Below are 22,839 nucleotides of genomic sequence, written 5' to 3' on the forward strand. Positions count from 1 at the left end.
AGCATACCCTTGACACGAATCTATCAACCAAAGCCCTAGCCGCTGTGGTTAACCCCCGGGTGGCTTCGCGATTCATCTCTGGGTCAGCAACGCCGACAAGCGGCTAATGTAAGAACGCAACCTAATCACCAAGCCCCCATTTTATTCCGGCTGGGAACATGGTCCGCTCAGGTGAAGCCAGACGGCCTCTTACTTCGTATTCGTAGGCACCGCTGCCACGGGGCCGTGTGGTGCACCCCCTTCATAGATACTGAACTCGGCCCAGACCGGTAGATGGTCGGACACTTCCAGTCCTTCAGCCAACGTCAGATTGAACTGGCGGAGGAAGTCATACACGCCGTTGCGGCCGGTGTACTCGCTGGTGGCGCTTCGCTGCATGAAAAGGTTGTCATACAGCTTACTCCCACGCGTATTGGTCTTCACGCCGCTGATCGCCCAGGTAATTCCGGGGATGGTGGCGATCTGGCCGAACTGCGACTCGTCGGCATTGAAGTCACCCAGTAGGATCACATCATCTTCCCCTCGGGCATCGTCACGCACAGCGCGAAAGACATCATCCATCACGTCCATCTCTTGCTTCACTTCGTCAGGGTCGACATGCACGTTGACTAGGCTGAAGGTAAACGCCTGACTCGGATCGGGTCCACGCACGCGGAACCAAGCCACCAACGGTTCACGATGCAAGACATCCTGTGGGTCTTCCACCGTATAGACCTGGGCGCGGTCGACCTGCAAGCTGGCCGTATCAAAGACGTAAGCGAACTGCTCTTTACTACTGGTTCGGCCGAGGCGTGGTCCGATGACAAAGTCGTAGTGTCGACCAGTCGCGTTGATCATTTCGACGAAGCGAGGCAAGATGCTTTGATCGGTCGAGCGGATCTCTTGAATGGCAACTACATCGAACTGGCGAACGATCTCGACCAGCCGGGCCATGACTTCCGGCTTATCCATCTTGGCCGTGCCGAAGACTTGAATGTTGAACGACGCCACGCGAATGGTGTCTTGCTTGCGCGCCATCGGAGGCACCGCCACCATGGCATCGCCCACCGGGGCGGCAGACTTAGCGACGGCTGCATCTCGCGGGACAACAACCACGTTGTCGATCCCCTCGATGCGATAGTTCTGAAAAAAGAACCAAGCGCCCGCGCCAGCGATCACTGCCAATAGCAAGGCACTCGTCCTCATCACCGTCAATCTCCTAACGTCCAGTTCTTCTCTTGTATCTCAAGCCCGCGCGCTGCACGGGGCGGCAGACGATAGCGGAAAGTGCGAGTACGAATCCATATCATTTCGAAGAGAAATCATTGTCCATCGTGCTATCAATGCCTATCTTGAAAGGGAATGTCCTTCTTGTCACCGGAGCGCGGTCGTTTGCATCCCAGTGCTATCATTGCGAGTTTGCTAGGGCTCATTGCGCTACCGCTGTGCGCCCACGCTCAGGTCGTGCAGTTGGCCAATGGAGGGCAACTCGAAGCCGCTGTGAATCACGATTCCCAGGTGGCAGCCGGCGGCCAAGTCGAGTTGGTTGTCGAAGGGGTGGGCTCGGTCGTTCTGGCAAGCCACCAGGTTCAGCAGGTCGAATCGCCCAAAGTGACCGAAGACGAATACTTCGACCACGCGGCCAATTTCACCGATACGATCGGCGACCAATGGAAACTGGCCAAGTGGTGTCAGCAGCAAGGGTTGCAGCTTCCTTTCCAGCGTCACGCCAGACGTGTTCTCGAGCTCGATCCGAACTATCTACCCGCCCGTAAAGCCCTGGGCTATGAGCGGCGTGATGGCCAGTGGGTTAGCCGCGAAGAAATCATGACCGATCGCGGTTACATCCGCTTCGAGGGACGCTGGACGACCATGCAGCAAGCCGCACTACAAGTCGCCCAAACGCAACACAAGCAGAAGGTGATTGACTGGAAAGTTCGTCTCCATCGCTGGCGGCAACAATTGGGCAGATCGTCGTCACCAGAAATTCAGATCGATCTTGAGACGCTGGACGATCCCGATGCCATCCCCGGCTTGATCCAACTCTTGGGGAACGAGCACGATCAAGACCTCGCATTTGCGTACCTGGAAACACTCGGTCGCATGAATAGTCCAGCGGCTCGCTCCTTCTTGATGGAGAACGCTGTCTTTCAGAATAACCCCATCTATCGCGAAAAATGCCTGCAAGAGGTGTTGGCCCAGCGGAACCCAAACATGGTCGCGTTCTTCGCCAACCATTTAAAAAGCTACGACAACACGATCGTCCTTCGCGCAGCGTATGTGCTGGCACAGCTCGACTACCCAACCGCCGTCTTTCCCTTAGCCGGTGCCCTGCAAACGCAGCACTTAGCGTTGCATTCGTCTCGCTACACGTACTTCTATACGTCCCTCGCCCCGGAAAACGGGTTTGATATCGACGGTCCTAAAGCTTCCTACCGGATGCTGACTCTGTCGGAATTTCTCGGGCGAAGTCGCAATGCGTACGATATCGTTCGCGTACAGAACCATGGCGTGCACCTGGCCTTGATCAAGCTCTGTGAGGGACAAGACTTCGGCTACAACCCGGCCGCCTGGAAGGAATGGTACCAACAGGTCCATGCCCCGAAGTCTCCGACAATCCGCCTGGCCCGGGAAGAGTAACCGCAGCCCGGCGAGTGGCATTAGATCAAGCGATTTTCAACGATCGGGACTAAGACTTCGTCGTAAATCCCTTTGAGGGACGGATCGGTCCACTTTCCTTGCAGCCTTCCATTCTCTTTGATTTTGTATGAGACAACGCCGATCGCCACTCCATTGGGGCTCTTCACGGCCCAGGCAACGTTCAGGCGGTCTTCATCGACGAACCCCATGCCGGAATATTTCGTTTTATTGACGACCCAGGTCAGCTGATAGCCCTTGTTGAACTTCTTGATGACGACCTCGCCGGTGTACTTGGCTCCCTGGTCCGATGTCCCCTCGCAGTGATATTTGCCCGACAAATCGGCCGGAGCATTCTCGGCATAAGCAGCACTAGCAAAAAGAGTTACGACGCAGGCTAGGGACGCGACCAAGCGAACCATCAGGCACACCCTTTCAATGAGATATCCAAGGCCATTTGGAGCAAACTTCCTAACGCACTTTACCAGCGGCTTGCGCATGGAAAAGCAATTTCGTCGAGAAATTTGGGGGAAATTATCGCTGTACCGAGTGCTCTTGCAGATCTTCCAGGTCGACAAACTCGAGCGTCGAGATGTGAGTCGCTTCGAGCACGACCGCCGGAGCGACTCCTGCTTGGAACGCTTCCTTCCACCGCAGAGCGCATAAACACCAGCGGTTACCTGGTTTAAGGCCAGGGAAGCCGAACTCTGGGTGGGGAGTCGAGAGATCGTTTCCGGCGTTCTTAGAGAACTCCAAAAACGCTTCGGTCATTTCGCTACAAACGATGTGCAGGCCCACATCTTCGGCCCCAGTGTGGCAGCATCCGTCCCGAAAGAAGCCGGTCAGCGGTTCGTGGCTGCAGTCTTGCAGATCGGTTCCGAGGACATTTTTCGCCATGATTGGAGCTGCCTTGAGATAGAGTGTAAGTAGGGCACTTACCGCGCGGTATGCAGTCATCTTAACATGACCTCTGCTGTCGCAAGTCCCCATCACCCGGGAACTTACCCCAAATGGGCGGGATCTCAAGCAAAACTTGCAATCCGTGCGTAGCCGAACTACGATACCGGTGAGCCGTGGTTCTGTTTCCAGGGATGGTGAGTGATGGTCCACTCCTATTTTTTAGGCAGTGGGCTCCCTCTTCATGGACGAAGGACAGTTGACCAGCAATTTCGTTCCATCGACGAAAGCCGCCAGGTCCATTTTCACCACGAGCACGTCCACTTCCCAGCAAATCTCATAAACTTTGCGCCCCTCGAGCGCGGCCAACCGATCGGTACCAGGGAGTTTTTATTGATGACGAGGAACGTTATCGCCTGCGGGCTAATGTCCTGCCTGAGTCTGCTTCTCACGGCAAGCGCCACCCAACAGGCAGCGGCGCAAGACACCGTTCTTGTCGATTTGTACGGTCGCGGTGTGCACGCTTACAACCGTGGCGACTACCTGGAAGCCTATAAGCTTCTCGATGCCGTCATAGAAGAAGGCACCAACGACCCGCGTGCTTTTTACTTTCTGGGTCTGACCAACTACAAACTTGGCAACACCGATGAGGCGCAAGCCGACTTCACCAAGGGTGCCCAGTTAGAACTCGATCGCAGCCAGATCTACCCCGTCGGCAAGGCGCTAGAACGCGTGCAAGGTGCCGATCGGCTAATGCTGGAAGATTACCGCAACAAAGTCCGTACGGAAGTCTATCTGCAGAAGAAAGAGCGCGAACGAGCTCGGTACGAAAAGCTGAAACAAAACGAAGATCAAGTCCTTCGCGGTCGCCAAAAACCTGCCGGCACGCCGTCCGCTGTTCCTGTTCCCTCGGAAGATGAGACCGATCCGTTCGGCTCGCCGGGCGCCGCAACAACGCCGATGACGCCAGAGCCGGTTCAACCGAATCCTTCCGAACCCGAAATGACGGAAGATGCCTTTGGTGGAACGTCCCCTCCTGAATCACCTACCAATCCTGCACCAGCCAGCCCGATGGCCGCACCAACCCAAACAGACGATCCGTTCGGAACCGCTCCGTCCACTCCGACCGACGATCCTTTTGGTGCCGCGCCGATGCCTAATCCAACAGAACCTGAAATGACGGAAGATCCCTTCGGTGGAACTTCCCCTCCGGGATCACCTACCAATCCTGCACCAGCGAGCCCAATGGCTGCACCAACCGAAACGGGCGATCCGTTTGGTGCCGCGCCAATGCCGGAAATGACCGCTCCGTCGGATGATCCTTTTGGTGCCGCTCCGATGCCTAATCCAACAGAACCCGAAATGACGGAAGATCCGTTCGGCGGAACTTCGGTGCCGGGATCGGCAACCAATCCATCGCCGGCTAGTCCGACAGAAGCACCCACCGAAACGGGCGTTCCGTTCGGTGCCCCGCCAATGCCGGAAATGACCGCTCCATCGGATGATCCTTTTGGTGCCGCTCCGATGCCTAATCCAACAGAACCCGAAATGACGGAAGATCCGTTCGGCGGAACTTCGGTGCCGGGATCGGCAACCAATCCATCGCCGGCTAGTCCGACGGAAGCACCCACCGAAACGGGCGTTCCGTTCGGGCAGGCTCCTGCTCCAAACGAGGGCGCTGCATCCGAAGGCAAACCCAACCCCGTATCTGCGGCGTTCGGGGCGTTGGGCAACGCGTTGATTCCTAGCGTGAAGGTTCCTTCCGTGCCAGGCATGGGCCCTCCGGCCGGTGCTCCGCAACCTGGCGGCGACATGCCCGATGGCAATGATCCGTTCGGCGCCCAACCTGCTCCGGGTAACGATCCTTTCGGAGCCGAGCCTGACATGAACGCAGCCCCCGTGAACGAACAACCCTTTGGTGTTCCTTCTGCGGCTCCTTCGAACACCGTCCCTAGTGACGACCCGTTCGGTGCCCAGCCGATGCCAGAAATGAACGCCCCATCCGACGACCCATTCGGAGCCGCACCCCCCTCAGGCAACGATCCCTTCGGAGCCGCTCCGATGAACCCATCAGGTGCCGATCCTTTCGGCGAAGCTCCCGCGCCAAAACCCATAGCAACTCCGCCCAGCAACGATCCGTTTGGGGCTTCGCCAGCTCCGTCGGACGATCCCTTTGGTGCGAGCGAACCAGCTGCCGATCCCTTCGGCAACTAAAAACAACTTGGACGAGACCACTTTGATCTCGCACACACGGAACTTCGGCAGCGTTTTTCCTTGACGCGCCGTCGTTCCGTTTCGGACAATAGGGCCGCATACTTATCCCGCCCCCACACTGCCGCCGGTCAGGCGGTCTCGCCGAAACGACAAGGAATCTACCTGATGGTGCGCCCTCTAGTACTCGTCGGTCTCGCTCTTGTTTTCTGTCTCTCCTCCGAGATTCTTGCTGCCCCGCAGATCGATAACGCCTCGCTTCGCGGCTTAACCATCGGGCAAACAACGCGTCTGACCCTCCACGGCAAGCAGCTTGGTCCTGACACGCAGGTGAAGCTGGACTTCCCAGCAGCTGCTGTTCGTATCTTGCCGGAGTCGAATGCCCAGAAGATCGAACTCGAGATCGAACTATCAGCCGATGTCGAGCCAACACATGGTCACCTGCGGATCGCTTCAGCCACCGGCATCAGCCCCCCTTTCACCCTGGGAATCGACCAGCTATCGGAAGCTCCGTTCATTGAAAAGATCGAAACGCTTCCCATTGCACTCAGTGGTCACTTGTCTGGCTCGCAGCTGTTAACCACTTCTTTCAGCGGAAAGGCCGGTCAGCAGGTCATCGTCGAAGTCGAAGCCCAACGCCTAGGCAGCAAACTGCAGCCGCTGGTAAGTATCGACGATCAGCGCGGCACGCAGCTGGCTTATTCTTCCGGAGAAGTCACGATACAGGGAGATGCCCGCGTCGAAGTCGAACTTCCCGCCGACGGCACCTACACGATCAAGCTGCAAGATGTTCTTTTCAAAGGAGGCTCGCCTGGGCATTTTCGTCTGAAGGTAGGTCAGTTCAACTACGCCGATTTGATGCTTCCCCTTGCATTGACTTCCACCGACGGCGAAGCATCTGCACTGAAATCGATCGTCAACGTTTCGAGCCCCACCCAGGCACCTGGCCCGTTCAGCGGCCCGCTGCCTAAGATCTACACCAGTGGCATTCCCGAGATAAGTGTTGGCCCTGACAATGAACCTATGGACGCTTCGATCGGCGCGGCACCGATTGGCATCAGTAGTGTTCTTTCCGAGCCGAAGGAAAGCGACGCGTTTCTCATTGATGTAATGCCCGGCACAAAGTACCGCGCGGAAGTTTTCGCGCAGCGTCTCCATTCACCGGTCGATGCGGTTCTCGAAATTCGCAAGCCTGACGGCGGCATGCTGGCCAGCTCCGACGACCAAAACAACACGCCAGATCCAGCGACCACGTTTGATGTCCCTCAAGGTGTAAGCCAAGTAAGTGTGTCGGTGCACGACGTGGCTCGCGCTGGCAGTCCAATGCACCTGTATCGTATTGCCGTCACACCGGCCAATCACGCTGACTTTCATCTGCACATCCCCAGTCCGGCTATCAACATCCCGGCAGGCGGCAGTGCAGTGATGGAAGTGATTGTCCAGCGGCGTGGATTCGGCGGGCCGATTGCGCTGGACTTTCCTGGCCTGCCCCCAGGCGTTCAGGTTTCGCTCAACGAGATTCCGGCTCGTGCCGATCGAGCGCTGGTCACCTTCACGGCATCGGCCGACGCCCAACAGGCTGCCGTCGGTACGGTCATAGGAAAAGCAGTCGTAAGAGACCAAACGATCGAGCGTCTGTCTGCCGTAGGCACTGACGCGGCAGGGTTTGGCTGGGCGTCTGCGGAAACAAACCTTGGCATTGGTATTGTTCAAAAACCGAAGCTCACCTTGGCGTATAGCAGCACCCCGGCAGCCAACGCGTTGGGGATTGGGCAATCGACACCGCTGAAGGTGAACGTACAGCGCGGCGAAGGAGAAACAGGCCCGGTTCGATTCTCGCTGGTGACTTCGCAGGTCATTCCCCAAGTCAAAGATAAGCCCGATCTTTCCAAAGCGATCAAGCTAAACGGCGAACAGCTCTTGGCCGCTGATCAATCGGAAATGACCCTTACGCTCTCGATTCCAGAACAACTGAAAGACATTGCCTGGGATATTGCCGTAAAGGGCGAGCTTCTTTCCGATGACCAAAAACAAGTCAAAGCCTCTTCGACGACCCCGGCGGTTCGCCTGACGATTGGGTCGCCGGTCTTCTTGGCGCTCACCGGCGAATCGATCGTGCGGTTGAAAGGAAAGATCTCGCGTGCCGGTGGCTTCGCCGAGGCGGTCACGATTGTTGCCGAGGGACTTCCCAAAGAGGCGAAAGCGGCTCCGGTCGAAGTCGCGGCCGACAAATCGGACTTCGAGATTGAAATTGTGCTGCCCACTGGGATCCAAGCAAAGCAGCTCGCCGACGTCAAATTGATCGCGAAAACGAAGCGTAACGGGGAAGATGCTACCAGTAACCAATTGGCCATAAAGTTGGAAACCGGCATGAAATAACTTTCGCCCCTCTTCGGGCGGGAAATTGTGCGATTGGCCGCAATTGGGCCGGTAAACGACCTCTATCTTGCCTATACTAAATGATTCGTTGGCACCCCCACCTACCAGTTAGGGTGCTACGCTAATAGCGTGAACCGGCTCTTGCCCATAACGGTTTGAGCAGCTCGTTCGAGATGGGAATTTGATTTCAAGAGAGACAAACCGTATGCACAAGTTTGCTTTGACCTTGGCCCTAACGGCCACCATGGTTGTTTCCGCCGCAGCCGCAGAAGTCACTGGCATCAGTCCGACCAAACCTGAGTCAGGCCCCTATGTGAAGATCGATAGCGGCTTCATGGTGCCGTACGAAATCACCATCCCCGGCACCGCTGTCAAGCTGAAGATGATCCCGGTTCCAGGCGGTAAGTTCAAGCTCGGCAGTCCCGAATCAGAAGCAGGCCACGCCGCAGCCGAAGCTCCCCAAATCGACGTCGAAGTTCCTCCGTTCTGGATGGCTGAACATGAAACGACCTGGGAGCAGTACAAGCCGTACATGGATCTGTACGAGTCCTTCAAAGGCTTCAATTCCGATCGCATTCGCGAGGTTACCGACGAGAACCGCATCGATGCGATTACGGCACCGACTCCGCTATACGAACCAAGTTTCACCTACGAGCATGGCGAAGACCCTCAGCTGCCTGCGGTAACGATGACCAACTACTCGGCTCGTCAGTACACCAAGTGGCTCAGCGGCGTCACCGGCAAGCAATACCGACTGCCTAGCGAAGCCGAATGGGAATTCGCTGCCCAGGGTGGTGCCGACACGGCTTATCACTTCGGCAACGACCCTGCAAAGCTGGAAGAGTACGCGTGGTTCGTCGACAACTCGGACGAAGCACCGCACTATGTCAAAGGTAAGAAACCCAATCAGTACGGCCTGTACGACATGCATGGCAACGTCTGGGAATGGGTCCTCGATCAGTACAGCGACGAAGGATTTGCTCGCCTGGAAGGGAAGCAGCTCAAGGCCCTCGACACGGTTGCCTGGCCTTCGGAGCCTGATCCGTTGATGGTCAAAGGAGGTGGCTGGGATGACGACGCCGAGAGCGTTCGCGCGGCCTCGAAAATGGGCAGTAGCGACGGCGATTGGAAAGAAGAAGACCCCAACATTCCGCTCAGCCCTTGGTGGTTTACCAGTTATCCATCGACAATGGTTGGCTTCCGCGTGATTCGTCCATTGGAAGAACTTCCCAAAAAAGAAGCGGTTAAATTCTATCAGCCGGACATCGAATTTTTGAACCTCGATGTTAGCGACCGCCTGATCGAAGGACGCGGTGTCTTAGGGCTGGTCGATCCCGAATTACCGGCTGCTTTGAAGAAGGCCGAATAGGTTTTACTTCCCCTGCTCACTGCATGCTCCCTCTCCCTACCTATGGGAGAGGGACTCTTCTATGTGAATGCGAGCCCGCCTGCTCCCTCTCGGCTTAGGCCGAAGTGCTCTCTCGGCTTAGGCCGAAGTGCTCTCTCTCCTTGACCGCCACGATTCACGACTTTCTCGTCGCGAACGAGAAAAAAAGTGACTAGTCGTTTGAATTGACGCGGTAAAGCATAGCAACCACAATGGTTTGCAGTCCGCTGTTGGCTCGCCCACTGGGCATTCGCGCATGAGCCGTGGTTACTTCTCATGAAACCACTTCCCTTTCCGACCGGCTTGTATGGAGATCTCCATGTCCCACTTCTTTCGGTATTCCGTGCCCCTGTTTCTGATCGCCGTGTCGATCGTCAGTTGGCTCGATCGCAGTGTTCAAGCAGCCGATGAACCGACGGCCAAGAAGCCGAACATCGTCTTCATCATGTCCGACGATCATGCGTTTCAAGCAATCTCGGCTTATCCGGGTGCAATCAACCAGACACCCAACATCGACCGCATCGCCAAAGAAGGAATGCGATTCGACCATTGCTACGTAACCAACAGCATCTGCGGTCCATGTCGGGCAGTGATCTTGACCGGCAAGTACAGCCACTTGAACGGCTTCTACGACAACAAAACACCTCGCTTCGATGGCAGCCAACTCACCTTCCCCAAGCTGCTGCAAAAGGCCGGCTATCAAACGGCGATTGTTGGCAAGTGGCATTTGGGATCCGATCCAACCGGCTTCGATTACTACAATGTGCTGCGTGGCCAAGGTCCTTACTACAACCCACAGATGCGTACCTCGGATGGTCCCAAGAAGTACGAAGGGCACACCAGCGAGATCACGACCGACCTGGCCTTAGAGTGGCTGCAAGAGAAACGCGACCCGAACAAGCCGTTTTTGCTGATGTATCAGCACAAAGCACCCCATCGCAACTGGATGCCAGCTCCGAAGTACTTGAACAAGTACGACGACGTCACCTTCGAAGAGCCAGCCAACATGTGGGACAACTACGAGAATCGTGCCAGCGGTGCCCACGACCAAGACATGACGATCTCGAAAACGATGACACCGCACGACCTCAAACTGGTTAAGCAGCGTGGTCTGACGCCCGAGCAGGAAAAGGTTTGGAACGCCGCTTACGGCCCCAAGAATAAGGCCTTCGAAGAAGCCAACCTACAAGGCAAGGACCTCGTGCGTTGGAAGTTCCAGCGTTATATTAAAGACTACCTTCGCTGCATCGACTCGGTCGATGAAGGGGTCGGCCAAGTGCTCGACTACCTAGACGAAACAGGCCTGACCGAAAACACGCTAGTCATCTACAGCTCGGACCAAGGTTTCTACCTGGGCGAACATGGTTGGTTCGACAAGCGTTGGATGTACGAAGAATCGTTCCGCACGCCTCTGTTGGTTCGTTGGCCTGGTCACGTCAAACCCGGGACTGTCAGCGATGCGTTGGTCATGAACCTCGACTTCCCGGAAACGATGCTCGCCGCCGCTGGCGTTGAGATCCCCAAGGACATGCAGGGGCTCAGCCTTCTGCCGATCTTGGAAAATGACGGCAAGACTCCCAAGGACTGGCCGCGCAACGAACTGTACTACCACTACTACGAGTTCCCCGGCCCGCATGCCGTGCCGCGTCATTATGGTGTGTTCGATGGTCGCTACAAGTTGATCAATTACTATCAACTGGGCGAATGGGAGCTGTTCGACCTGCAAGAAGACCCCAGCGAAATGAACAGCGTCTACGGCCAGGAGAAGTACGAAGTCATTCAGGCCAAGATGCACGAGAAGCTCAATGAGCTTCGCGCGAAGTACCAAGACGACACGCCGCGTAAAGGTGGCAAGTACTAATCGCGAGTCGAGCGAACTTTCAACCAGAGGCTACGTCTTACGGGACGTAGCCTCTTTTTTGCTCGTAACAAGGGAACCGCTCATGGGCGTTCGTAAGAAGGGCCGAACAAGCTTCGAATGTTTTGGAGAGTACTTTCACTGGTACCGCGACGACTATTGCCTCCGCATTGCCTCAGAAGACAAATCGCTAGTCGTCACTTAATATGAGTCAGAGCAATCGATTCTAGAGATTCACGGGCATCGATTCCCTGGAATTGACAGGTCCGTCAAGCGACATGTCAGTGTGCTGGTTCCCGAACACGTAACCCTAGAGTTGAGTTGCTCAACCGGAGCGTTCGTGAATGCATTGATCCGCTGGTGCTTGGACGAGACGCACGAGTTAGGGTTTTACGTGGCAACACCAGATCAGGATTGAGAACGGCAATCGAACCCGCTCGACCTCCTAGCCTTGCAAGGGCGACAGAACCTCTCCCGTGCAAAGGGTGGCTCAGAGATTTATCTCTGAGTGGCCACCGGCCACAAGCGGCTAATGCATTCGGTCTGAACAAGATGGAATGTCTCAACCGTAAATCACATCCATTCATGAGCCGCTTGTCGGCGATGCCGACTTAGAGATGAATCTCTGAGCCACCCAGCATTTCTTTTAGACCCTCTTCCCGCCGGCGCGATGGCCGGATGTTTGGTAGCGCGCATAAAAAAACCTGGTTGGGCGAACCCAACCAGGTTTTTTGTATCTTCAGCTGTCTTCGTTTGGCTTAGCGAGCCGAAACCAGACGACGGCGAGCTGGAACGAAGGTCATGGTGTCAGCCGGAACTGGAGCCGGTGGCATCATGTCAGCTTCGGTTGGCTGACCAGCTTCAACTGGAGCGGAGTAGGTAGCACCACAACCGCAACCAGCCGAACCGCAACCGGTGTCACAACCGCAGGACGAACCGCAGCTGCTCTTGCAGCCACAGCTGCTGACACAGAACAAGCGAGCGATGGCGTCTTTCAGCGGGGTGCAGCTCTTCTTGCAGCCACACTTGCCAGCGAACAGGCTGCAGCTCTTCTTCTTGCAGCACGAACCGCAAGCAGGAGCACCACAGGTTGGTTCGCAGCCACAAGCTTCAGGAGCACCGCAGGTTGGTTCGCAACCGCAAGCACCCGAGTCACAACCACAAGCCGAAGGAGCGGCACAAGTAGCTTCAGGTGCACAGCACGAAGCTTCTGGAGCGCCACAGCCACAGCTGGAACCGCAAGACGACTTGCAGCTCTTCTTGCAGCTGAACAAGTTGTGCAGAGCGTCCTTCAGAGGAGTGCAGCACTTCTTCTTGCAGCAGCTCGTTGCACAACCGCAAGCCGAAGGAGCAGCACAGGTGGCTTCAGGAGCACAACCGCAAGCTTCAGGAGCAGCACAGGTTGCTTCAGGACCACAACCGCAAGCTTCAGGAGCACAGCAGGTTGGTTCTGGAGCACAGCAAGTTGCAGCTACAGGAGCACAACAAGTTGGCTTAGGCATGCAGCAACGCGGCTTAGGCGAGCAGCACTTCGGGGTTTGACAGCAGGACGTATCGCAACCACAGCCGGTTCCCAGCATTTGGTTCAGAAGTCCTGCGGCATTTGCCTGGCTACACACAAACGCGAGCACCAGCGTTGCCAAGAGAGTGTTCAATTTCATCGAGTCATTTCTCCTTCTGAGTGGTGACTTTCAGATTCCAATATGCTTTGTCGCCAGGCCGGCGCTCTCGTGAACAATCACGGTATGCGACTACCACGCCGCGATTGCTCGCACCTCTGGGGCTGTCCATTTGGCGGGTTGGACAACATGGCCTCGGAAGATTGAGCGTGTAGTCGAACCTATTGATCAAAGCTTCTTGGTTTCTTTCGTCTCCACAGTCCTCTGCCTAAGTTTCGTCGAGCCAATCCTTGACCCGAATGTTCCCCATCAAAACTTGACAGCCCCTCGTGATCCGCCAGAGGGAATTCCGTTTGATAGACATCCATGTAGGTATGTCTGGAAATCGGTATCGGCGGATTAGATAGGTGGGCTTGATCGCTCAGAACCAATTTCAGCTACTTGGTTTACCTCTTCGATTGCGCGAACTTTTCCCACCACGAAAGACAGGCAAGCCTTGACGATTATGCAGCCAAGCCAGTCGTTACAGATTGCCACGCAAGGCCGGAGAGTCACCGCTAATCGCTACAACTTAACGCCATGCTATCGGTGGCCCCTCATCCACGTGGGAGGTAGAATATGCGGCATAAAGCGTCCAAATTTCTTCTTTCAGTCAGCCACTTAGCGGAAGCAATATGAACTCGACCCCATCAATTAAGGGATATGAAGTCGTTGATTTTGCCACTATCCCAGGCGTCCCCTGCCCCTGTGGAACCGCCAAACGTGGCTTGGCCGAGGTCGACGACTATCCCGGGACAATCCACGTCACCGAAATCTCTACGGATGCCAAGATCCACTACCACAAAAAGCTGACCGAAACCTACTTCTTTTTAGAATGCGGCGAAGACGCGCAGATGCAACTCGACGACGAAATCATTCCCGTTCACCCAGGAATGTGCATCATGATTCGCCCTGGCACTCGACATCGGGCCCTCGGAAAGATGAAGATCGTGAACATCGTGCTTCCCAAGTTCGACCCTGCAGATGAGTGGTTCGATTGACCTCCATCTGCGGCTTTTCCCTCCCCTTTTGCGATATCTAAGTGCCCTTGGTGCGTAAAATCGGCTGATTTTACGCTAGCAACCGCACGATTCCCCCCATTCACCTGGGCTATGTGACCGGGAGATTCCTTGCATAGACGTTTAAACAGGTATAAGCTTGAAGCTGCGTTATAACCCTCCCCCCAACGATTTAGAGATCCCTATGTTCCGGCCCTATGCACATCGGCTCCATCCAACGATGGCCTCGGCAACGTTGGTGTTCATCCTTTCGCTGACCATCTTTGCTGTTGGCTGCACGCCACCCCCGACCGGGCGGCCATCGACCAGCAACACGACCCTCAATCCAAATCCCAATACGACGGTCTCTGATTCGACCGTAACGACTCCGGCCAAGCTGCCGGAACCGGACGAAGTGCCTGTCGACGAAACCAAAATGGCCGTCGAAGCTTCCAACGTCGTTCCGGCCAAAACCAGTGAAGAACTGACCCCTGTCGTCACGCCGGATGAAAAGCCAGGCAAGACGCTGGTCGACACCGTCGAGACCACCCCCTCGAAGACTAGCGATGAACTCACGCCGCCAGCGGTGACCGACACGCCTGCCGATGCCGCCATGAAAGAAGAAGCGGTTAAAGAGGAAGTCACAACGGAAGCCAAAGAAGAGAAGCCGGTACCGAAAGAGATGACCAAACAGGAAGAGCCTGCCAAGCAAACTCCACCTGAAGAAGCTGCGGCGAAAAAAGAAGAGGCCAAACCGGTCGCGGAAGTCGCTTCGGCCAAGAAAACCACCACAGCCGCTTCCACCACGCAAAGCGAAGCCGATCCCCAAGACTGGCTCTTTTGGCGTGGTCCTGAGTTCAACGGCATCAGCCGTGCTACTGGACTGCCTGATAGCTGGGACCCTGAAGGTGGCGAAGGCAGCAACGTCTTGTGGAAGCGAGACGACCTGGGTACCCGCAGCACGCCAGTGGTCATGAACGGCAAGCTGTTCATGCTGGCCGCCGCCGAACAAGGCACGCCTCGTGAAGGCGAACGCGTTGTCTGCGTCGACGCCAAGACCGGCGAAACGATCTGGGAAAACCGCTTCAACGTTTATCTATCAGACGTTCCCGTCGAACGGGTTGGCTGGTCTTCCGTCACGGCGGATCCAACCACCAACACAGTGTTCGCACTGGGCGTATGCGGTCATTTTCAATGTATCGACGCCGATACGGGGAAAACGATCTGGACGCATAAGATGCATGAAGAGTTCGGTATGCTGACCACATACGGAGGTCGAACCAATTTTCCCTTGGTCTTTGAAGACCTGGTAATTATCAGCGGAATTGTTATCGGCTGGGGCGACTACGCCAAACCGGCCCACCGCTTTCTGGGCATCGACAAGGAAACGGGCGAAGTCGTTTGGTTCACCGAGACGACACCACTTCCTTACGACACCACCTACAGCACGCCGACCATCAAGATCGTCGATGGCATTCCCCAATACATCATTGGTGCCGGCGACGGAAAGATCTGGAGTATCCAGCCACGCACTGGCCAACACAATTGGAGCTTTTCGTTCGCCGCTCGTGGTTTGTTCAGCACGCCATTGATTGAAGGCGATCGGGTCTTCATGGCTCAAGGCGAAGAGAACGTAATCACCACCGAAGAGGATGGCAAAGTCAATGTCCAGGTCGACAACACCATGGGTGCGGTCGTTTCCGTAGATGCCACCAAGCGAGGCGATATTTCAGTCTCGGGCGAGAACTGGAAAATCGTCGAGCTGGTCGCCAACCGCAGTGCACCTGTCATTGTCGATGGCAAGATGTACCTGATCGACGACCGGGCCAAGATGTTTATCCTCGATCCCGAAACGGGCGAAGAGCTCTTTGATAAAGTCCGACTCGGCAGCAAGATGTTCGGCTCGCCGTTGTACGCCGACGGCAAGTTCTACCTGATGACCGAGAATGGCCGATACTACGTGCTTGGGCGACAAGACGATGGCAATATCGAGATCCTCTCGAAGGGACGCCTGCCTGACGGTGATGGGATCGCTTCGCCCATCTGTGCCCAGGGGCGACTCTACTTTCCGACTTCTGCGGCTCTTTACTGCGTAGGAACCGAAGATCAGAAAACGGGCTTCAGTGGCTTGCCGGAACAACCCACAGAAGACCCCGTCTCGGAAGATCCCAAGCCGGCCCACGCTCAATTGATTCCGGCCGAAACGTTGATCTACCCCGGTAAGGAAGTCGACTACCGCGTTAAGCTCTTCAATGCTCGTGGTCAGTTCGTCAAGGATGCCGAGAAGGTTGATTACAGCGTTGAAGGTCCCGCCAAAATCGACCAGACCGGTAAACTGACCGCCAACGAAGACGCCGGGCATGCCCCGGCCTACGTCACGGCGAAGGCCGGCGACCTGACCGGTAACTCTCGCTTACGAATCATCCCGGCACTGCCGTGGAGCTTCGACTTCGAGAACATCACCGTCGACGAGAAAACGGGCAAAGGTGAACCACCCATTACCTGGATTGGTGCTCGCTATCGCCACGTGGTTCGTGACGTTGACGGCAACAAAGTCATGGTCAAGATCACGACCATCCCCAAGGGTACCCGCAGCCAAGGTTGGATGGGCCACTCAGACTTGCATGACTACACGATCGAAGCCGACGTGATGGGTCACGAAAAAGATGGCCAACTTCCCGACATCGGCGTCACCGCCCAAGGCTATATCTTCATGCTGATGGGGAACGAGTCGAAGGCCCGTGCGTTGACCTGGATCACCCAGCAGCGGATCGCCAAAGATGTTGACTTTACCTTAGAACCAGGCGTCTGGTATCACATTAAGTTCAAAGTTTCCAATCAGGATGACGGAACCGCCAAAGCCCAAGGCAAGGCCTGGAAGAAGGACGAGCCGGAACCGGAAGCTTGGATGGTGGAAATTGTGGACGCCGTTCCTAACACGACCGGCAGCCCGGGCCTCTTCGGCAATGCGAAGACTGGCGAAATCTACCTGGACAATATCAAGGTGACCCCGAATAGTTAACTGTCGGGCTCCCTCCTCATTTCCCCCCTCAAATCAAACAGTTCACGTGCGAGCATAAAACCTATGAAATCGACGTATGCTTACTTGGCTATCGTAGGCTCAGCCTGCGTTGGCATGACAATCGCAGGCCTTTTGCCAGCAGGGCGCGCCGTCGCTCAGGATGAAGTGGCCAAGGCTGAAGTCACCAAGGATTGGCCCCAATGGGGTGGTGACTCGAAGCGAAACAATGTCCCGACTGCCGCCAATATCCCCACGACTTGGGATATCGGCGGCTTCGACCGCTCCTCCGGCGAGTGGCAAAAGGAAGATGCCGAGAACATTAAGTGGGTCGCTGCGCTGGGTAGCCAGTCGTATGGCAACCCGGTTGTCGCCGACGGCAAGATCTTTGTTGGCACCAACAATGGAAGCGGTTACATCGACCGTTATCCGTCGAAGGTCGACCTCGGTTGTTTGATCTGTTTCGACGAAGCCACCGGCGAATTCCTGTGGCAGCACTCGAGCGAAAAGCTACCCACCGGGCGCGTCCACGATTGGCCTCTGCAGGGTATCTGCTGTGCTCCATACATCGAAGGCAAACGCCTTTGGTTCGTCACCAGCCGCGGCGAAGTTCGCTGTCTGGATACCGAAGGCTTCCGCGACGGTGAAAACAATGGTCCTTACAAGGACGAAGAATTCACCGGCGAAAAAGAGGCCGACACGATCTGGATTTACGACATGATGAAAAACCTGGGCGTGTCGCAGCACAACATGTGCAGCTGCTCGGTGACTTGCCTGGGCGACATCCTGTTTGTGAACACCTCCAACGGTGTCGACGAGTCGCACATCGTGATTCCTTCGACGGAAGCTCCTAGCTTCATCGCCATGGACAAAAACACCGGCGAAGTCCTCTGGACCGATAAGTCACCCGGCACGAACATTCTGCATGGTCAATGGTCGAGCCCGACCGTAGCCGAGCTGGGCGGCGTCCCGCAAGTTATTTTCGCTGGCGGCGACGGCTGGGTATATTCCTTCAAGGCAGACAAAGGGACCGACGGCAAGCCGGAACTGCTGTGGAAGTTCGACGGCAACCCGAAGACCTCGAAGTGGGTTCTCGGCGGTCGTGGTACTCGTAACAACATCATCGCCACACCGGTTGTCTACGACGACAAGGTCTACGTCGCGGTTGGCCAAGACCCGGAACACGGCGAAGGGGAAGGTCACCTGTGGTGCTTAGACCCAACAAAACGCGGTGACGTCAGTGCTGAACTGGCCATGAAAATCGAAGGTAGCCAGCGTGTGCCGATCGAGCATCGCCGCATTCAAGCTGTGATCGAAGAAGATAGCGAAGTCGCCGTTCCCAATCCCAACAGCGCCGTCATCTGGCACTATTCGACCTTCGACCAGGACGAAGACGGCGAAATCGGATTCGAGGAAACGATGCACCGCAGCATCGGTACCTGTACCATCAAGGACGACATCCTGTACATCGCCGACTTCAGCGGACTGCTGCACTGCTTGAACGCCCAGACCGGTAAGCTGAACTGGACGTACGATATGTTCGCCGCTGCCTGGGGTTCAGCCTTGATTGTCAACGATCACGTTTACATCGGTGACGAAGATGGCGACGTCGCGGTCTTCAAGCTGTCGGCCGATCCCGACGATGCCGAACCGCTGGAAGAGATCAGCATGGGCAATTCGGTCTACTCGACACCCATCGTTGCCAATGGCGTCTTGTACATCGCCAATAAGACGCACCTCTTCGCAATCACCGAGGGTGGCGAGTAACCTTCGCACCCAATCACGCATCCAAAACGCAGGAGTGACTCCTTGTCGCCCCTGCGTTTTTTTATGTGAACAGCACCCACGGATTAACCCCAACCAGGGTGGCCCAAAGTTTCATCTCTGGGTGGCCGAAGGCCACAAGCGGCTAGTGAATGAATGTTGCCTAAGATGGAAACGTTCCACTTCGTACAAGCCTGATGCATTAGCCGCTTGTCGGCGATGCCGACCCAGAGATAAATCTCTGGGCCACCCATTGGATCGCGTGCTGAACCATCCTGTCTCCCTATTAGTGTTCATCCTTGTAATCCGTGGTTAACTCCGTTTTCCCTTAGGAACCCAGAACATGCCTAAACAAGTTCTCGATGTCGGCAACTGTGGTTACGACCATAGTTCGCTGAAGAACCTGATTGAACGAAACTTCGACGCAAAGGTCCTTCAATCGCACGGTCCGACCGACACGCTGAAGATGTTGCGCGAACAATCCTTCGCCCTGGTGGTCATTAATCGTAAGCTCGACCGCGATCACTCTGACGGGATGGATATCCTCAAGGACATGAAAGCGGACGAGCAGTTGCAGGATATCCCGGTCCTGCTACTCTCGAACTTCGAGGACGCCCAAGCCAACGCCCAGGAAGTGGGTGCCGTTCCCGGTTTTGGTAAGCGTGACCTGGGCAAGGAGACGACCCTGAAAAAGCTACAGCCCTATCTAGGATAGCCATGACAAAAATTACCTGGAACGACTTCGAGGCCGTCGAGCTACGCGTCGGTACAATCGTCGAGGTCGAAGATTTCCCCGAGGCTCGCCGTCCTGCTTATAAGCTGAAAGTCGACTTTGGCGAGCCGCTCGGCATTAAAAAGTCGAGCGCTCAGATCACGCAGCTCTATACGCGAGAAGAGCTGCTGGGCAAACAAGTCATCGCCGTCACTAACTTCCCTCCGAAACAAATCGGCCCCATCCGCAGCGAGGTCCTCGTCACCGGTTTCTACGGCGAAGACGGCGCCGTAACCCTTGCTGTGCCTGACAAGCCCACCCAAAACGGCAATCGTCTGGCTTGAGGCATCTACCAGGGGCATTGGCCGCCCCTGGCTATATTCGGTCGGGCCTTAAGAATTTTGTTCTAATTGTTTCGCCTACTTCATAATCTGCTGTGAAATGCAGTGGAAAGCCCCTAAGCCCCATACCAAATCGATCGCTTCGATTGGCACGACCTTGCGGTCGGGGAAGCACTTGTCGAGCGTCTCGCAGGCCTTCTCATCGGCATCGTCACCAAACTGCGGCACGATGACAATGTCGTTGGCGATGTAGAAGTTGCAGTAGCTGGCCGGCAAGCGCTGGTCGTCCTGGTATTTGGCCTTGGGCATAGCCAGCGGAATGACTTCCAATGGCTGCTCATTCAGGTCAGTCATCGCTTCCAGATCTTGGAAGTTCTGCCGAAGCGCTTCGTAGTTCTCGTCGCTCTTATCTTCTTCGTAGGCGGCAACGACGGTCCCTAGCCCCACGAACCGGGCCAGTTCGTCGATGTGACCATCGGTATCGTCCCCGGCGATCCCATGATGCAGCCACAATATTTTCTCGGCGCACAAGTAGTCGCACAAAAACTTCTCGGTCTCAGCCTGCGAAAGATGCGGGTTTCGGTTCGGGTTCAATAGGCACTCGGTCGTGCTCAAGACGAGCCCAGCCCCATTGCCATCGACGGCTCCTCCTTCCATGACAATGCCTGGCTGAAAGCGGCCAAAGCCCAGCTTCTCGGAAAGACGCTCCGGCACGGCTTGGTCGTCATCCCACGGCGGATACTTGCCACCCCAGGCATTGTAATTCCAGTCGACCGCCATCCACGGCTTACCTTGCGGTGCCTTCAGGAAGCTCGGCCCATGGTCGCGGGCCCAAGCATCGTTCGTGGGGATCGCATGAATAAACACGTTAGGAAGATGCCCTACCTGGTCTTCGGCCTGGGTTAGCACATCTCCGGCAGCCGCCAGAATATGAACGTCCTCGACCTCGCACAAGGCCGTCACTAGCTGCTTGTACACGCCAGGGACAGGCTCGAACTTCCCGGGCCACGACTCGCGGTTATGGGGCCACGAAAGGAGCGTTCCGACGTGCGGCTCCCACTCGGCTGGCCAGCGATACGCTTGTTGTTTGGGCGTCAGCCGATCGTTCATGAGGTGATATCCCCATCGATAAATCGCTTGGTCAGTCCGCTATAGGCATCAATGCGACGATCACGTAGGAAAGGCCAATGCGTTCTCGAGAATTCGATCTGAGCCAGGTTGCACTCGACGACTAAAATCTCTTCCTTATCGTGCGAGCCGACCTCCAGCAGCGTGCCGGTCGGGTCGACCACGAACGAGTGCCCCCAGAATTCGATGTTGTCTTCAATGCCCACGCGATTGGGTGCGGCCACAAACACACCGTTGGCGATTGCATGACTCCGCATCATCGTTTCCCAGGCAGACACCTGGGCGGGGCCGTACTCTTGCTTCTCGGGATGCAGCCAGCCGATCGCCGTAGGGTACACCAAAATCTGAGCCCCAGTCAGCGCCGTCAAGCGAGCCGCTTCGGGGAACCATTGATCCCAGCAAATACAAACGCCCACGCGGCCATACTTGGTGTCGAACGTGCGGAAGCCGATATCGCCCGGTGTGAAATAAAACTTCTCGTAATAGTGCGGATCGTCAGGGATGTGCATTTTGCGGTACATGCCCAGAAACGCTCCGTCGGCGTCGAAGACGGCAGCCGTGTTGTGGTAGACGCCTTCGGCACGCTTCTCGAACAACGAGGCCACTACGACCACGCTGTGCTCCTTTGCGGCGGCTTGAATGCGTTCGCTAGTCGGGCCGGGGATTGGTTCGGCCAGTTGAAACTGAATGTGGTCCTCGGTCTGGCAGAAGTAGAGACCGGGGAACAGTTCCTGCAGGCAAACGATGTTCGCTCCCTGTTGGGCGGCCTCGGCGATCTTGGCAACCGCCTTGTCGACGTTCTCTTGCTTATTGCCGCTGCACGTCATCTGCACAACGGCCACGTTGACCTTGTCCGGTTTGCTCATATTTCTGACTGCTTACTACCCTGAAGCGATGCTGGGATGCGAACTGGCAAAATGGTACTATTTCCCCTATGAACGGAAAAGCACCACGAGGACTCTTCATTACCGGAAATAATACAGGCGTCGGCAAGACCCACGTAGCCGGTTTGATCGCCCAGAGCCTGCAAAATGCGGGCCTCCGCGTCGGCACATACAAGCCGGCGGCGAGTGGATTGGTCGAAAAGGAGGGCCAGTGGATCTCGGAAGATGTCCAAACGTTGTGGGAAGCTTCCGGCAAAATGTGGGACGCCAAGCACATCTGCCCGCAAACGTTTCATGCTCCGTTGGCCCCCCATCTGTCGGCTCGGGCCGAAGGGAAGGATATCGACACGACCCTTTTGCGAACCGGCTTCGACCACTGGAAGCAGCAGCAAGCCGCCGGCAAATGCGACTTCATTCTGGTTGAAGGGGCCGGAGGTCTGCTATCGCCCATGTCGGACGAAGACTACGTCGCCGACCTGGCCTTGGAATTCGGCCTGCCGCTGATTGTTGTAGCGGCCAATCGGCTGGGCATGATCAACGAGACGCTACAAACGCTTCTCACGGCCCAATCTTACCAGGCAGGTGTTCTCGTTGCAGGCATCGTTTTGAACGACTTGGAAGCGGATACCAGCGACATCAGCCGAACCACCAACCGAGGCGAACTGGCCCGCCGCAGCCACGTGCCGATTTTGACGCACGTACCCTTCGGAGCGAAGCAACTGCCGGAAGAAGTCGACTGGCAATCGCTGGCCAGGGGATAGTCCACCGTCTGTTGGCTTCGTCCAACCACCTGGAGTGGCCCAGAGATTCATCTCTGGGTAGCAGCTGGCTACAAGCGGCTAGTGAATGGAGGTTACTAAGGTAGAAACATTCTACTTCGTACTGGCCTGATGCATTAGCCGCTTGTCGGCTACACCGACCCAGAGATAAATCTCTGGGCCAATCGTTACGTCTGCGATGATAGGCCACGAGTGACCCCCACGGGCA

General features: G+C 56.1%; 17 protein-coding genes. 11 read left to right on the forward strand and 6 right to left on the reverse strand.

Going from position 1 to position 22,839, the window contains the following annotated elements; translation table 11 throughout:
- Positions 1–189: 189 nt before the first annotated feature.
- The gene (locus tag HOV93_RS02460) at positions 190–1,185 is read right to left on the reverse strand and encodes an endonuclease/exonuclease/phosphatase family protein (protein WP_207394842.1); all 996 of its coding nucleotides are present in this window, start codon (positions 1,183–1,185) and stop codon (positions 190–192) included.
- Between the two features lie 165 nt (positions 1,186–1,350).
- Between HOV93_RS02460 and HOV93_RS02465 the strand changes: the two genes are divergently transcribed.
- Positions 1,351–2,619, forward strand: coding sequence for a HEAT repeat domain-containing protein (locus HOV93_RS02465; RefSeq protein WP_207394843.1), 1,269 nt, complete (start codon positions 1,351–1,353; stop codon positions 2,617–2,619).
- 20 nt (positions 2,620–2,639) lie between these two features.
- Here HOV93_RS02465 and HOV93_RS02470 read toward each other — a convergent pair whose 3' ends face one another.
- Together HOV93_RS02470 and HOV93_RS02475 are read right to left on the reverse strand one after the other, a co-directional pair.
- Complete coding sequence (locus HOV93_RS02470) at positions 2,640–3,038, reverse strand: hypothetical protein (RefSeq protein ID WP_207394844.1); 399 nt, start codon at positions 3,036–3,038, stop codon at positions 2,640–2,642.
- Between the two features lie 112 nt (positions 3,039–3,150).
- A complete protein-coding gene (locus HOV93_RS02475) occupies positions 3,151–3,513 on the reverse strand; it encodes a DUF2237 family protein (protein ID WP_207394845.1) in 363 nt (120 codons plus the stop codon).
- Between the two features lie 396 nt (positions 3,514–3,909).
- Here HOV93_RS02475 and HOV93_RS02480 point away from each other — a divergent pair, with 396 nt between their 5' ends.
- The 4 genes from HOV93_RS02480 to HOV93_RS02495 all read left to right on the forward strand — a co-directional run bounded on the left by HOV93_RS02480 (position 3,910) and on the right by HOV93_RS02495 (position 11,351).
- Positions 3,910–5,727 carry a tetratricopeptide repeat protein gene (locus tag HOV93_RS02480; protein ID WP_207394846.1) on the forward strand — a complete coding sequence of 606 codons (1,818 nt, stop codon included), beginning with the start codon at positions 3,910–3,912 and terminating at the stop codon, positions 5,725–5,727.
- A 165-nt stretch (positions 5,728–5,892) separates the two neighbouring features.
- On the forward strand, positions 5,893–8,103 hold the full coding sequence (locus HOV93_RS02485; RefSeq protein WP_207394847.1) for a hypothetical protein: 2,211 nt from the start codon (positions 5,893–5,895) through the stop codon (positions 8,101–8,103).
- A 205-nt stretch (positions 8,104–8,308) separates the two neighbouring features.
- The gene (locus HOV93_RS02490) at positions 8,309–9,472 is read left to right on the forward strand and encodes a formylglycine-generating enzyme family protein (RefSeq protein ID WP_207394848.1); all 1,164 of its coding nucleotides are present in this window, start codon (positions 8,309–8,311) and stop codon (positions 9,470–9,472) included.
- Positions 9,473–9,809: 337 nt separating this feature from the next.
- The gene (locus tag HOV93_RS02495; protein ID WP_207394849.1) at positions 9,810–11,351 is read left to right on the forward strand and encodes a sulfatase family protein; all 1,542 of its coding nucleotides are present in this window, start codon (positions 9,810–9,812) and stop codon (positions 11,349–11,351) included.
- Positions 11,352–12,106: 755 nt separating this feature from the next.
- Here the strand turns inward: HOV93_RS02495 and HOV93_RS02500 are convergent.
- Positions 12,107–13,009: a hypothetical protein gene (locus HOV93_RS02500; RefSeq protein WP_207394850.1), complete on the reverse strand. Its 903-nt coding sequence runs from the start codon at positions 13,007–13,009 to the stop codon at positions 12,107–12,109.
- A gap of 632 nt (positions 13,010–13,641) precedes the next feature.
- Here HOV93_RS02500 and HOV93_RS02505 point away from each other — a divergent pair.
- The 5 genes from HOV93_RS02505 (at position 13,642) to HOV93_RS02525 (ending at position 19,843) form a co-directional block, all read left to right on the forward strand.
- Complete coding sequence (locus HOV93_RS02505; protein WP_207394851.1) at positions 13,642–14,007, forward strand: cupin domain-containing protein; 366 nt, start codon at positions 13,642–13,644, stop codon at positions 14,005–14,007.
- Between the two features lie 202 nt (positions 14,008–14,209).
- Positions 14,210–17,026: an outer membrane protein assembly factor BamB family protein gene (locus HOV93_RS02510; protein WP_235989697.1), complete on the forward strand. Its 2,817-nt coding sequence runs from the start codon at positions 14,210–14,212 to the stop codon at positions 17,024–17,026.
- Positions 17,027–17,089: 63 nt separating this feature from the next.
- Positions 17,090–18,790, forward strand: coding sequence for an outer membrane protein assembly factor BamB family protein (locus HOV93_RS02515; protein WP_207394852.1), 1,701 nt, complete (start codon positions 17,090–17,092; stop codon positions 18,788–18,790).
- A gap of 340 nt (positions 18,791–19,130) precedes the next feature.
- The gene (locus HOV93_RS02520; protein WP_207394853.1) at positions 19,131–19,502 is read left to right on the forward strand and encodes a response regulator; all 372 of its coding nucleotides are present in this window, start codon (positions 19,131–19,133) and stop codon (positions 19,500–19,502) included.
- Between the two features lie 2 nt (positions 19,503–19,504).
- Entirely contained in the window at positions 19,505–19,843 is a 339-nt protein-coding gene (locus HOV93_RS02525) for a tRNA-binding protein (RefSeq protein ID WP_207394854.1), read from the forward strand.
- Between the two features lie 75 nt (positions 19,844–19,918).
- On the opposite strand, the gene HOV93_RS02530 is transcribed toward HOV93_RS02525, so the two are convergent.
- Positions 19,919–20,950 carry an agmatine deiminase family protein gene (locus HOV93_RS02530; RefSeq protein WP_207394855.1) on the reverse strand — a complete coding sequence of 344 codons (1,032 nt, stop codon included), beginning with the start codon at positions 20,948–20,950 and terminating at the stop codon, positions 19,919–19,921.
- Positions 20,947–21,834, reverse strand: coding sequence for a carbon-nitrogen hydrolase (locus HOV93_RS02535; RefSeq protein WP_207394856.1), 888 nt, complete (start codon positions 21,832–21,834; stop codon positions 20,947–20,949). The genes HOV93_RS02530 and HOV93_RS02535 overlap by 4 nt, the downstream gene beginning before the upstream one ends.
- A 68-nt stretch (positions 21,835–21,902) precedes the next feature.
- Between HOV93_RS02535 and bioD the strand changes: the two genes are divergently transcribed.
- Complete coding sequence (gene bioD / locus HOV93_RS02540) at positions 21,903–22,613, forward strand: dethiobiotin synthase (RefSeq protein ID WP_207394857.1); 711 nt, start codon at positions 21,903–21,905, stop codon at positions 22,611–22,613.
- Positions 22,614–22,839: the final 226 nt, after the last annotated feature.

The organism is Bremerella alba, assembly GCF_013618625.1.
Taxonomy (GTDB): Bacteria; Planctomycetota; Planctomycetia; order Pirellulales; family Pirellulaceae; genus Bremerella; species Bremerella alba.

Coding starts and splice junctions, on each gene's coding strand:
- HOV93_RS02505 (WP_207394851.1), top strand. CDS start 13,642: ATGAACTCGACCCCATCAATTAAGGGATATGAAGTCGTTGATTTTGCC.
- HOV93_RS02510 (WP_235989697.1), top strand. CDS start 14,210: ATGTTCCGGCCCTATGCACATCGGCTCCATCCAACGATGGCCTCGGCA.
- HOV93_RS02535 (WP_207394856.1), bottom strand. CDS start 21,834: ATGAGCAAACCGGACAAGGTCAACGTGGCCGTTGTGCAGATGACGTGC.
- HOV93_RS02520 (WP_207394853.1), top strand. CDS start 19,131: ATGCCTAAACAAGTTCTCGATGTCGGCAACTGTGGTTACGACCATAGT.
- HOV93_RS02470 (WP_207394844.1), bottom strand. CDS start 3,038: ATGGTTCGCTTGGTCGCGTCCCTAGCCTGCGTCGTAACTCTTTTTGCT.
- HOV93_RS02500 (WP_207394850.1), bottom strand. CDS start 13,009: ATGAAATTGAACACTCTCTTGGCAACGCTGGTGCTCGCGTTTGTGTGT.
- HOV93_RS02530 (WP_207394855.1), bottom strand. CDS start 20,950: ATGAACGATCGGCTGACGCCCAAACAACAAGCGTATCGCTGGCCAGCC.
- HOV93_RS02485 (WP_207394847.1), top strand. CDS start 5,893: ATGGTGCGCCCTCTAGTACTCGTCGGTCTCGCTCTTGTTTTCTGTCTC.
- HOV93_RS02475 (WP_207394845.1), bottom strand. CDS start 3,513: ATGGCGAAAAATGTCCTCGGAACCGATCTGCAAGACTGCAGCCACGAA.
- HOV93_RS02490 (WP_207394848.1), top strand. CDS start 8,309: ATGCACAAGTTTGCTTTGACCTTGGCCCTAACGGCCACCATGGTTGTT.
- HOV93_RS02515 (WP_207394852.1), top strand. CDS start 17,090: ATGAAATCGACGTATGCTTACTTGGCTATCGTAGGCTCAGCCTGCGTT.
- bioD (WP_207394857.1), top strand. CDS start 21,903: ATGAACGGAAAAGCACCACGAGGACTCTTCATTACCGGAAATAATACA.
- HOV93_RS02480 (WP_207394846.1), top strand. CDS start 3,910: ATGACGAGGAACGTTATCGCCTGCGGGCTAATGTCCTGCCTGAGTCTG.
- HOV93_RS02460 (WP_207394842.1), bottom strand. CDS start 1,185: ATGAGGACGAGTGCCTTGCTATTGGCAGTGATCGCTGGCGCGGGCGCT.
- HOV93_RS02525 (WP_207394854.1), top strand. CDS start 19,505: ATGACAAAAATTACCTGGAACGACTTCGAGGCCGTCGAGCTACGCGTC.
- HOV93_RS02495 (WP_207394849.1), top strand. CDS start 9,810: ATGTCCCACTTCTTTCGGTATTCCGTGCCCCTGTTTCTGATCGCCGTG.